General features: G+C 73.4%; 8 protein-coding genes. 5 read left to right on the top strand and 3 right to left on the bottom strand.

Annotated features, from left to right (window positions below; all coding sequences use genetic code 11):
- A partial coding sequence (locus ACTT8P_RS07080; protein ID WP_442830666.1) for an SUKH-4 family immunity protein occupies positions 1-1,346 on the top strand: 1,346 nt, incomplete at its 5' end.
- A 94-nt stretch (positions 1,347-1,440) separates the two neighbouring features.
- Entirely contained in the window at positions 1,441-2,325 is an 885-nt protein-coding gene (locus ACTT8P_RS07075; RefSeq protein ID WP_442830665.1) for a cellulose-binding protein, read from the top strand.
- Between the two features lie 22 nt (positions 2,326-2,347).
- Here ACTT8P_RS07075 and ACTT8P_RS07070 read toward each other — a convergent pair whose 3' ends face one another.
- The 3 genes from ACTT8P_RS07070 to ACTT8P_RS07060 form a co-directional block, all read right to left on the bottom strand.
- On the bottom strand, positions 2,348-3,964 hold the full coding sequence (locus tag ACTT8P_RS07070; RefSeq protein ID WP_442830664.1) for a sodium/solute symporter: 1,617 nt from the start codon (positions 3,962-3,964) through the stop codon (positions 2,348-2,350).
- The gene (locus ACTT8P_RS07065) at positions 3,961-4,350 is read right to left on the bottom strand and encodes a DUF485 domain-containing protein (protein WP_442830663.1); all 390 of its coding nucleotides are present in this window, start codon (positions 4,348-4,350) and stop codon (positions 3,961-3,963) included. The genes ACTT8P_RS07070 and ACTT8P_RS07065 overlap by 4 nt, the downstream gene beginning before the upstream one ends.
- 190 nt (positions 4,351-4,540) lie before the next feature.
- Positions 4,541-6,097: an MFS transporter gene (locus ACTT8P_RS07060; protein WP_442830662.1), complete on the bottom strand. Its 1,557-nt coding sequence runs from the start codon at positions 6,095-6,097 to the stop codon at positions 4,541-4,543.
- A gap of 467 nt (positions 6,098-6,564) precedes the next feature.
- Here ACTT8P_RS07060 and ACTT8P_RS07055 point away from each other — a divergent pair, with 467 nt between their 5' ends.
- From ACTT8P_RS07055 to ACTT8P_RS07045, 3 genes are all read left to right on the top strand, one after another.
- Positions 6,565-7,353: an ABC transporter ATP-binding protein gene (locus tag ACTT8P_RS07055; protein WP_442830661.1), complete on the top strand. Its 789-nt coding sequence runs from the start codon at positions 6,565-6,567 to the stop codon at positions 7,351-7,353.
- Positions 7,350-9,923: an ABC transporter permease gene (locus ACTT8P_RS07050; protein ID WP_442830660.1), complete on the top strand. Its 2,574-nt coding sequence runs from the start codon at positions 7,350-7,352 to the stop codon at positions 9,921-9,923. Before ACTT8P_RS07055 ends, ACTT8P_RS07050 begins: the two co-directional genes overlap by 4 nt.
- Before the next feature lie 288 nt (positions 9,924-10,211).
- Positions 10,212-10,658 (top strand): DUF6069 family protein, encoded by a 447-nt coding sequence (locus tag ACTT8P_RS07045; RefSeq protein WP_442830659.1) that lies wholly within the window; start codon positions 10,212-10,214, stop codon positions 10,656-10,658.
- Positions 10,659-10,778: the final 120 nt, after the last annotated feature.

Here is a 10,778-nt window from a genome sequence, read left to right as displayed (position 1 = left end):
CCCCGGGCACCCCCGGTGGCGCGCCTCCCGGCGGTGTCCACCACGCCGCGACGGTGCTCGCCGGGCCTGGCGGCACCCCGCCGCCCCCGGGCGCCCCCGCGACCCCCGGCGTACCGCACCCTCCCGCGCCCCCCGGCGCGCCTGGCGCCCCCGGCGTCCAAGGAGGTCAGGCCGGCGTGCACCACGCCCCCACCGTGCTGGCCGCGCCCCCGGTCGGCCCCGGCGCGCCCCCGTCCGCCCCCGGCGTGCCGCAGGGTGCCGTACCGCCCCCCGGTCAGCCGCAGCCGATGTCCCAGCCGGTGCCGCAACAGGGTGCCGTGCCGCCGCCGTCGTCGCCCCCGGCGTACGGGTATCCGCCGCGGCCCGCCGGGCAGCCGACCGTCGGTCCCGGGTACCAGGCGGTGCTGCGCTACCGCGCGCAGGACGGTTCCGAGCAGCAGCTGATCCGGCGGTCCGCGCCGGGCACCCCGCATCCGGAGTGGCAGATCTACCACGAGCTGCGGGCCATGAACGTGCCGCCGGACCAGGTGCTGGAGCTGCACACCGAGCTGGAGTCCTGCGAGCTGCCGGGCGCGTACTGTGCGCGGATGATCCGGGAGCAGTGGCCGCAGGCGCGGATCACGTCGATCGCGCCGTACGGCACCGATCACGCGAGCCGGCAGCAGGGCATGGCTCAACTGATCAGTCATCAGGGCGAGTTGCATCAGGTCGCGGACGGTCCGGCGCGGCCGGCGCCGGTGCGGGCGCCGTTGCCGTCGGTGCCGCCGGCCCCGCCGCTGCCGCCGGAGGGCATCGCGCAGGAGCTGGCGGCGGCGTTCGGGCCGGGGGTGTTCCGCTTCGAGCAGGCGGCGGTGGACCGGCAGGGAGTGCCGCCGGTGGTGGCGCACACGCTGGTCGTGGCGGGGCTGCCGGTGGACATGGGACCGTTCTTCTGGGCGCAGGCGCAGCCGGGCCGGCCGGTGCCGACGCTGGCGGAGCTGGCGGCCGAGCGGGGGGTGCGGCCGGCCTCGGACGCCGGTTCGTACCTGGTCGTCGGCAGTGACTTCGGCAAGGCGGTCTGTGTGCAGTACGGCACGGCGAACATCGTGGCGGTGCCGGTGGAGGCCGGCCTCGGCGGTGCGCCGGTGCCGCCGCAGTTCGTGAACACGGGGCTGCCGGAGTTCGCGCGCTGTCTGGCGCTGCTGGGGCGGATGTGGCGGCTGCGGTACGGGCTGAACCAGGAGCAGGCGGGCCGCTGGACCGTCGACTTCCAGGCCCAGCTGGCCGCGCTGGACGGGCCGGCGCTGGGGTCGCCGGAGAGCTGGTGGTCGGTGCTGCTGGAGGAGATGTGGGACGGGCTGCTGTGACGCGGCGCGGCTGAGCGCCTCCGTCACCCCCTCCCCATGTGCCCGGAGTGTCGCGTTATGAGCACTTACGTCACATCTATAAAGATGTGCGGACATGAGCACCGCACCGATGCCGTCCCGAGGCTTCGTCCCCGTACGGGGGCGTGGCTACCGTCCTGAGCAGGTCGAGGCGTGTGCCGCGGTCCTCTGTGAGGAGCGGGACGCCGCCTGGGAGCGGGCCGCCCGGCTCACCGTGCTGGCCCGGGAGATGGCCGAGGAGCTGGCCGCGCTGCGGGAGACGGTGGCCGGGCTGGCGCCGCAGGACTACGAGGCGCTCGGCGCGGGCGCCCGCGACCTGTTCCGGGCCGCGGGCGAGGAGGCCGACGCGGTGCGCGGGCGGGCGCGGGCGGAGGGTGACCGCCTGGTGGGGGAGGCGCGGGCGTACGCGGCGGGCGTGACGGAGTCGGTACGGGCGTACGCCGACGCCGTGCGCGCCGAGGCCGATGAGCGGGCCCGGCAGCGGCTGCTCGCGGCGCGGGCCGAGGCCGACGAGCTGCGGATCGGGGCCCGGCGCGAGGTGAAGGCGCGGCGCGGCGAGGTGCTGGGCGCGCTGCGCGAGATGCGGCGGCGCACCTCCGGGATGCTCGCCGAGCAGGCCCGGGAGCACGCGGCGCGGTGGGCCGCGGCCGAGCGGGAGGACGCCGAGCGGGCCGCCGCGGTGGACGTGCGTCACGCCGAGCTGCTGGCCCGCGCCGAGCGGGAGCTGGCCGGCGCGGAGCAGGACCTGGCCGCGGCCGAGGAGTCGGCGCGGCGGCGGCCGGAGGAGGCGCGGGTCCGGGCGGCCGAGCTGGTCGCCGGGGCTCGGGCGCGCAGGGAGCGGATCGTCCGGGAGACGGAGCGGGTGCTGCGCGAGCACGGGGAGCGGTGGGACGACGTGCAGGCGCAGCTGGACCAGGTCCGCGGCCGGCTGAGCGCGCTGACGGGGCGGGCGGTGGAGTGACCGGCCGGCACCGTCGCCCCGGTCAGGCGGCCGGACCGCCGCGGGCGGTTCCCGCGTAGAGGTCCGCCTCCAGGGCCTCGTACCGTACGCGTTGTTCCTCCGCCGGTCGCCGGCCGGAGAGCACCGTGCCCAGCCAGCCGAAGGCGAAGCCGGCGGGTATGGAGACCAGGCCGGTGGTGGTGAACGGGAACCAGTTGAAGTCGGCGTCGGGGAAGGCGGCGACGGGGGTGCCGGAGACCAGGCTGGTGCCCGGGGTCAGGGCGAGCACGACGAGGCTGCCGCCGATGAGGGTCCACAGCAGGCCGCTGCGGGTGTAGCGGCGCCAGAAGAGGCTGTAGACCAGGGCGGGGCACAGGGCCGAGGCGCCCAGGCAGAAGGAGAGGGTGGCCAGCGGCTGGAGGCTGCGGTGCTGCACCAGGACGGCCAGCGCGATGGTGGGGATGCCGACGGCGACGGCGGACAGCCGGGCCATGGTCATCTCCCGGCGCGGGGTGAGCGGGCGGGGGCGGGTGGCGAAGACGTCGTGGGCGAGGGAGTTGGCGCAGGCCAGGATCATGCCGGCGACCGAGGCGAGCAGGGTGAGGAACATGGCGGTGCCGACGGTGGTGAACAGGAAGGTCTCCACCATCGTCACGTCGGTGCCGAAGGCGGCGCGGGAGCCCAGCAGGTAGGCCGAGTTGCCGGCTGCGTCGGTCTCGGCGACCGTCTCCCGCCCGACCAGCGCCGTCGCGCCGAACGCGACCACGGTGACGACCACCACGAACAGGGCCGTCAGGGAGACCGCCCAGGACATCGACCGGCGTACCTGGCGGGCGCTGGACGCGGTGTACATGCGCATGGTGACGTGCGGCAGACAGGCGCCGCCGAGGACCACGGCGAGCTGGGAGGAGAGCATGTCCAGGCCCGGCTGCGGTCCGGCGGCGTACTCCAGGCCGGGGTGCAGGAACGCCTGCCCGGCGCCGCTGCCCCGGGCCGCCGCGTCGAACAGGTGGCCCGGGTTCCAGTCGAACCGGTACAGGAGCAGCAGGGTGACCACGGCGCCCGAGCCGAGCAGCATGACGATCTTCATGATCTGGATGAGGGCGGTGCCCTTCATGCCGCCGATCGCCGCGTAGCTGATCATCAGCGCGCCCACCCCGATGACGCAGCCGGTCTGGAGCGACGCGCTGCTGAAGCCGAGCAGGAACGACATCAGCTGCCCGGTGCCGGCCAGTTGCACCAGCATCATCGGGACCAGCGCGGCGAGGGTGACCGCGCAGGCGGTGACGCGCACGGCGCGGCCGGTCATCCGGCGGGCCAGTACGTCGCCCATGGTGAACCGGCCCGCGTTGCGCAGCGGTTCGGCCATCAGGAACATCAGGAGCAGCAGCGACAGGGCGGTGCTCAGGGCGAGGACCACCCCGTCGAAGCCGAACAGGGCGATGACGCCGCCGGTGCCGAGGACGGTCGCGGCGGAGATGTAGTCGCCGGCGATGGCCAGTCCGTTGCGCAGCGCGGAGAGCGAGCCGTACCCGGTGTAGAACTCGTCCAGGTCGTCGCGGTCGGGGCCGGTCATCACGCACAGCAGCAGCGTGATGGCGGCGACGGCGGAGAAGCCGACCAGGAACATCGCCTGGGCGCTCTCGCTGAACCCGGTCATCGGCGCGCCTCCCGTCGCGCGTCCACTGCGCTCGCCTTGCGGATGCGTTCCACGAGCGGGTCGACGCGGCGCCGCGCGGTGTGCTCGTACAGGACGATCGCCAGCCAGGTGACGGGCAGTTGGAGCAGGGCGAGGAGCAGGCCGAGGGGCAGGCCGGCGGTGACGTCACCGGTCAGCGCCGACGGGGCGAAGGCGGCCAGGCAGAGGAACACCAGGAAGTAGCCGAGCGCGGCGAAGGTGGCGATCCGCCGCTGTCTGCGGTAGGCGGTGCGCAGGGCGCGTACGTCGCCGCGCGCGCGGACGGAGGGCAGGCGGAGGGTCGCGGTGTCCTCCGGTGCGGGAGCGGGGACGGGTTGCGTTAATGGCATGTACGGGTCATGGGTCATCCCGTGCTCCTTGCGAGGCTCGGGTCCGCTGTGGACGGACCGCAGGGAGAGGGGGGTGCGGTGCTCGCACGTTACCCGGCGGTTCTGGGGCGTGTGGGGTTTTCCCCAAACTGAGTGGTCGGTATGTGGAAAACCTCGGATTCCGGTTCTCCTCGGAACGGGGACCGGGCCGGTCGTTCCGTTCTTTGGTTCAGTCCGTCAGGACCGGGAACTTGCGCGGGGCGAGGATCAGCAGCACCAGGAACGCCAGGGCCGCCGCCCCCGCCGCGCCGAGGTAGACGGCGTGCACGGCCTCGGCGACGGCCCGTCGTACGGCCTCGTCCGCCACCCCCGCCCCGGCCGCGACGCCCGTCCCCGCTCCCGCTCCCGCTTCCGTTCCCGCTTCCGTTCCCGCGTCCAGCGCCCGCGTCACCGAGTCGAGGTCGCTCGCGCCGCCGAGCCGCGCGGCCAGTACCCCGTTGGCGATCGCGCCGAAGACGGCCGCCCCGGCGGTCTGGCCGCTCTGCCGGCAGAACAGCACGGACGCGGTCGCGGTGCCCCGCTCCGCCCAGCCGACCGTCGACTGCACGCCGACGATCAGCGGGAGCTGGAACAGGCCGAGCGCGCCGCCGAGCAGCAGCATCAGCAGGGCCGGCTGCCAGGCCGCGCCGGGATACGGCAGGAACGGGAACGCGAACAGGATCAGCGCGGCCGTGCCGATGCCGAGCAGGGCGGTGTCGCGGAAGCCGATCCTGCGGTACGCGTGCTGGCTCAGCGCCGCCGACACCGGCCAGCTCAGCGTCCACACCGACAGCACGAACCCGGCGGCCACCGGCGCCAGGCCCAGTACCGACTGGGCGTACGTCGGCAGGAACACCGTGGGCGCCACCATCAGCAGGCCGAGCGCGCCGAGCGCCAGGTTGACGGCGGCGATCGTGCGGCGCCGCCACACCCAGCCGGGCATGATCGGGTCGGCCGCCCGGCGTTCGACGGCCACGACGGCTGCCAGCAGGACCAGTCCCGTCCCGAACAGGGTGAGTGACGGCGCGGACCACCAGGGCCAGGCCACCCCGCCCTGCACCAGCGCGGTCAGCAGCACGCCGCCGCACGCGAACACGGTCAGCGCGCCCGCCCAGTCGGTACGCGCGCGTGTGCCCTCGCTCGCCCGGCGCGGCTCGTGCAGGTGGCGCACGACGAGCCAGAGGGCGACCGCGCCGACCGGCAGGTTGACCAGGAAGATCCACCGCCAGTCGGCGTACGAGGCGAGCAGTCCGCCGAGGGCGGGTCCGGCGACCGCGGAGACCGCCCACACGGTGGACAGCCGGGCCTGTATCTTCGGGCGGTCCTTGAGCGGGTACAGGTCGGCGGCGAGGGTCTGCACGGTGCCCTGGAGCGCGCCGCCGCCCAGGCCCTGCACGACGCGGAAGGCGATCAGCGCGGCCATGTTCCAGGCCAGCGCGCACAGCAGTGAGCCCAGCAGGAACAGGGCGGCGCCCGCGACGAGTACGGGTTTGCGGCCGAAGGTGTCGGAGAGCCTGCCGTACACCGGGAGGGTGACGGTGACGGCCAGCAGATAGCCGGAGAACAGCCAGGAGAAGACGGAGAAGCCGCCGAGGTCGCCGACGATCTGCGGGACGGCGGTGGAGACGATGGTGGAGTCCAGGGCCGCCAGTGCCATCGCCAGCATGAGCGCGGCGACCACCGGTCCGCGCCGGCCGCTGCCGCCGGCCCGCGCGGCGTCACGGGCCGCGTCCTTGGTGTCGTCCACCCTGGAACCCTCCTCCACCGGTACCTCCCCAACTGGGGGTATCAGCTTCGCACTTGCCGCTGACGCGGCGGGAGGGTGCAGGCCGGGTGCGTCCCAGGGTGGAGAGCGACCCCGAGACGCTGTCCACCGGAGGGTGGACTGCCCCTAGGGGTACCTCCGTACCAGGGCTCGGGGAGGGTTCGTACCGCCGGAGGACGAGAGCGGCCCCCTGTGGTCCTTAGCCTGGCTTTACGCCGCTGGGGGGCGGTGAACCGGACCGGTGGGGGTGGGGTTTGCCCCAGGAGAAGACTGCGCTGAACACCATCGCGGACGGCTGCCGCGGGCGGCCAGACTCTTCTCCGTCACCACGTATCCAGCACCACGTATTCAGCACTACGTATCCAGCACCACGCATCCAGCACCACGCACGCGCGCTGCTCGTCGCCGGCACCGGCGGCTCATTCGATGACCGACATAGGAGACTTGCCATGACATCGGCCGTGACCATTCCCGCGCACGGGAGCACAGGAGGACGTACGGCCGTCGCCGCGCGGGCGCGGCAGGTCGTGAAGGCGTACGGGGCGGGGGAGACCCGGGTCGTCGCCCTGGACCACGTCGACGTGGACATGGCGCGCGGGGAGTTCACCGCGATCATGGGCCCGTCGGGGTCGGGCAAGTCGACGCTGATGCACTGCCTCGCCGGGCTCGACACCGTCACCTCCGGGCAGATCCACCTGGCCGAGACCGAGATCACCGGGCTGAAGGACAAGAAGCTCACGCGGCTGCGCCGGGACCGGATCGGCTTCATCTTCCAGGCGTTCAACCTGCTGCCGACGCTGAACGCGCTGGAGAACATCACGCTGCCGATGGACATCGCCGGCCGCCGGCCCGACAAGGCGTGGCTGGACCGGGTGGTGGACACCGTGGGGCTGGCCGGGCGGCTGGGGCACCGGCCCGCCCAGCTCTCCGGCGGTCAGCAGCAGCGGGTGGCGGTGGCGCGGGCGCTGGCCGCCCGGCCGGAGATCATCTTCGGGGACGAGCCGACCGGCAACCTCGACTCCCGCGCGGGCGCCGAGGTACTGGGCTTCCTGCGCAGGTCGGTGGACGAACTGGGGCAGACCATCGTCATGGTCACGCACGACCCGGTGGCGGCCAGTTACGCGGACCGGGTGCTGTACCTGGCCGACGGCCGGATCGTCGACGAGATGCGCGAGCCGACCGCCGACGCGGTGCTCGACCGGATGAAGGACTTCGACGCGCGGGGGCGTACGTCATGACCGTGCTGAAGACCTCGATGCGCAACTTCTTCGCGCACAAAGGCCGGATGGCGCTGTCGGCGGTGGCGGTGCTGCTGTCGGTGGCGTTCGTGTGCGGCACGCTGGTGTTCACCGACACGATGAACACGACGTTCGACAAGCTCTTCGCGGTCACCTCCTCCGACGTGACGGTCGCCCCGAAGGACGCCGAGTCCGAGGACACGCCGCAGAGCGGGGTGCCGCTGTCGCTGCCGGCGGCCACGCTGGAGGAGATCCGCTCGACGGACGGCGTGCGGTCGGCCGAGGGCGCGGTCGTCTCGATGAACGTGACCGTGGTCGACGCCGACAACGACAACGTGGGCGCCACCAGCGGCGCCCCGACCATCGCCGGCAACTGGACGAAGAACGACCTGCGGTCGATGGAGATCACCTCCGGGCACGCCCCGCGCGGCCCGACCGAGACGATGATCGACTCCGACACCGCCGACAAGCACCACCTGAAGATCGGCGACGAACTGCGCACCATCGCGCAGACCGGCGACTTCAAGGCGCGGATCGTCGGCATCGCCGCCTTCACCGTCACCAACCCCGGGGCCGCGGTGATCTACTTCGACACCGCCACCGCGCAGCGCCAACTGCTCGGCGGGGCGGACCGGTTCAGCCAGGTCAATGTGACGGCGGCGGCCGGGGTGTCCGACGAGACCCTCAAGCGGAACGTCGCGCGGACTGTCGGCGACGACGCCGGCGGTTACCAGATCCAGACGGCCAAGGAGGCGTCCGACGAGGCCCGTTCGGAGGTCGGCGAGTTCATGGACGTCATCAAGTACGCCATGCTCGGCTTCGCCGGGATCGCGTTCCTGGTCGGCATCTTCCTGATCATCAACACCTTCTCGATGCTGGTCGCCCAGCGCACCCGCGAGATCGGCCTGCTGCGGGCCATCGGCTCCTCCCGCCGCCAGGTCAACCGCTCGGTCCTCATCGAGGCACTGCTCCTCGGCGTCGTCGGCTCCGTGCTCGGTGTCGCGGCCGGCGTCGGCATCGCGATCGGGCTGATGGAGCTGATGTCGGCCGCGGGCATGAACCTGTCCACCGACGACCTGACCGTGAAGGCGGCCACCCCGGTGGTCGGCCTGGTACTCGGCGTCGTGGTCACCGTGCTGGCCGCCTACCTGCCGGCCCGCCGGGCGGGCAAGGTCTCCCCGATGGCCGCGCTGCGCGACGCGGGCACCCCGGCCGACGGCCGGGCGGGACGGATCCGCGCCGCGCTCGGCGTCGTCCTGACCGGCGCGGGCGGCGCGGCGCTGTACGCGGCGGGCACGGCGGACAAGGCGAGCGACGGGGCGTCGCTGCTCGGCGTGGGCGTGGTCCTGTCCCTGATCGGCTTCGTCGTGATCGGCCCGCTGCTGGCCGGTGTGGTGGTCCGCGTCCTCGGCGCGGTGCTGCTGCGGGTCTTCGGCCCGGTCGGCCGGCTGGCCGAGCGCAACGCGCTGCGCAACCCGCGCCGTACCGGTGCCACCGGCGCGGCCCTGATGATCGGCCTGGCGCTGGTGGCCTGTCTGTCGGTGGTGGGCTCCTCGATGGTCGCCTCGGCCACCAGTGAGCTGGACAAGTCGGTCGGCGCGGACTTCATCGTCGAGGGCAACCAGCGGATCGTGCCGGGGGCCGAGCAGGCGATGCGGGACACGCCGGGCCTGGCACACGTCACCCGCTACAAGGTCCTCGACGCCACGCTCACCTCGCCCGACGGCAAGACGGACGACAACGGCGTCACCGCCGCCGACGCCACCTACGCCGAGGACCTGCGCCGCCCGACCACGGCCGGCGACCTGTCCGACGCGTACGGCACGGACGCGATGTCGGTCGGCTCGGACTACGCGAAGCAGCACGGGGTGAGCGTCGGCGACACGATCTCCGTCGCCTTCGAAGGCGGCCGGACGGCGAAACTCAAGGTCGCCGCCATCACCGACGACGACACGGCGATCGACCAGGGCGCCCGCTACCTCAGCATCGACACGATGCGCAAGTACGTACCGGCCGCCGCGATCCCGCCGAACACGATCATGTTCGCCAAGGCGGCGGACGGCCAGGAGGACCAGGCGTACGCGGCGCTGAAGAAGTCGCTGGACCCCTACCCGCAGTACCAGGTCCGCGACCAGACCGACTACAAGCAGGAACTGAAGGACCAGATAGGCCAGTTGCTCAACATGGTCTACGGCCTGCTCGCCCTGGCCATCGTCGTCGCGGTGCTCGGCGTGGTGAACACCCTGGCCCTCTCGGTCGTCGAACGCACCCGCGAGATCGGCCTGATGCGCGCCATCGGCCTCTCCCGCCGCCAACTGCGCCGCATGATCCGCCTGGAGTCCGTGGTCATCGCCCTCTTCGGCGCCCTGCTCGGCCTCGGCCTCGGCCTGGGCTGGGGCACCACCGCCCAGCGCCTGCTCGCCCTGGAGGGCCTGAACGTCCTGGACATCCCCTGGCCGACCATCACCGGCGTCTTCGTCGCCGCCGCCTTCGTGGGCCTGTTCGCCGCGCTGATCCCGGCGTTCCGCGCGGGCCGCATGAACGTACTGAACGCGATCGCCACGGAGTAGCCACCTCCTGAAGACCACCGTGTACGGGGGACACGGGGGAACGGCGCCGGGGAGTCAAGGACTCCCCGGCGCCGTCGCGCGCCGGTGCCGGACGCGCCGTGGCGGGACGGGGCGATGGCCCGTTCGGGACGTCCGGGGGGTGCCGAGGGGATGGGTTCCCGGCGATCAGTTAGACGCAGCGCGACCGGTCGTTACGTTCAGCGCATGACGCCCGCGCGGCGCCGGGCCGCCGGTGCGCCGAGGGCGGACCCGATCCCCACCCGGTGCCACCGAGCCGAGGAGTACCCCGTGAACGGACAGCCCATCGCCCACCCTGCCGGCCGCACCCGCCCAGGCGGGCTCGTGGTGGCCGGGGGCGTGCTGGCCACCGCCGTCGTCGCCGTGGCCCTCAACGCCGCCGTCGCCGCGATCGCCCACGCCGCCGGCGCCTCCGACGACTTCGAGCAGCTCCACCTGGCCGACTACGCCCTCCTCACCGTCGTCGGCGTACTGGCCGGCGCCGGCGGCTGGGCCCTGGTCCGGGCCCGCGCGGCCCACCCCGCCCGGGTACTGCGCACCTGGATACCGGTGATCCTGCTCGTCACGTTCGTCCCCGACATCCTCCTCGGCACCTCCGACCAGCCCGGCACGAGCTGGGGCGCGGTCATCGCCCTGATGGTGATGCACCTGATCGTCGCCGCGGTGGCCGTCCCGGCCTTCCGCGTCCTGCTGCCGCTGCCCGGCAGACAGGACTGACCCGGACGTCAGCGACAGCGGGGGCAGGCGCAGGGCGGATACCGGCTGAAGAGTTCCGGCAAGGTGTCGGGTGTCACGGTCCGCTTGCCCCGTACCGGGGTGCGCGCACCGGTCCGCGGA

The sequence above is a fragment of the Streptomyces sp. JW3 genome, assembly GCF_052216785.1.
GTDB lineage: Bacteria > Actinomycetota > Actinomycetes > Streptomycetales > Streptomycetaceae > Streptomyces.
The sequence above is the reverse complement of the archived record's forward strand: the minus strand, read 5'-3'. Positions and strand labels throughout refer to the sequence as shown.

Coding starts and splice junctions, on each gene's coding strand:
- ACTT8P_RS07075 (WP_442830665.1), top strand. CDS start 1,441: ATGAGCACCGCACCGATGCCGTCCCGAGGCTTCGTCCCCGTACGGGGG.
- ACTT8P_RS07070 (WP_442830664.1), bottom strand. CDS start 3,964: ATGACCGGGTTCAGCGAGAGCGCCCAGGCGATGTTCCTGGTCGGCTTC.
- ACTT8P_RS07065 (WP_442830663.1), bottom strand. CDS start 4,350: ATGACCCATGACCCGTACATGCCATTAACGCAACCCGTCCCCGCTCCC.
- ACTT8P_RS07055 (WP_442830661.1), top strand. CDS start 6,565: ATGACATCGGCCGTGACCATTCCCGCGCACGGGAGCACAGGAGGACGT.
- ACTT8P_RS07050 (WP_442830660.1), top strand. CDS start 7,350: ATGACCGTGCTGAAGACCTCGATGCGCAACTTCTTCGCGCACAAAGGC.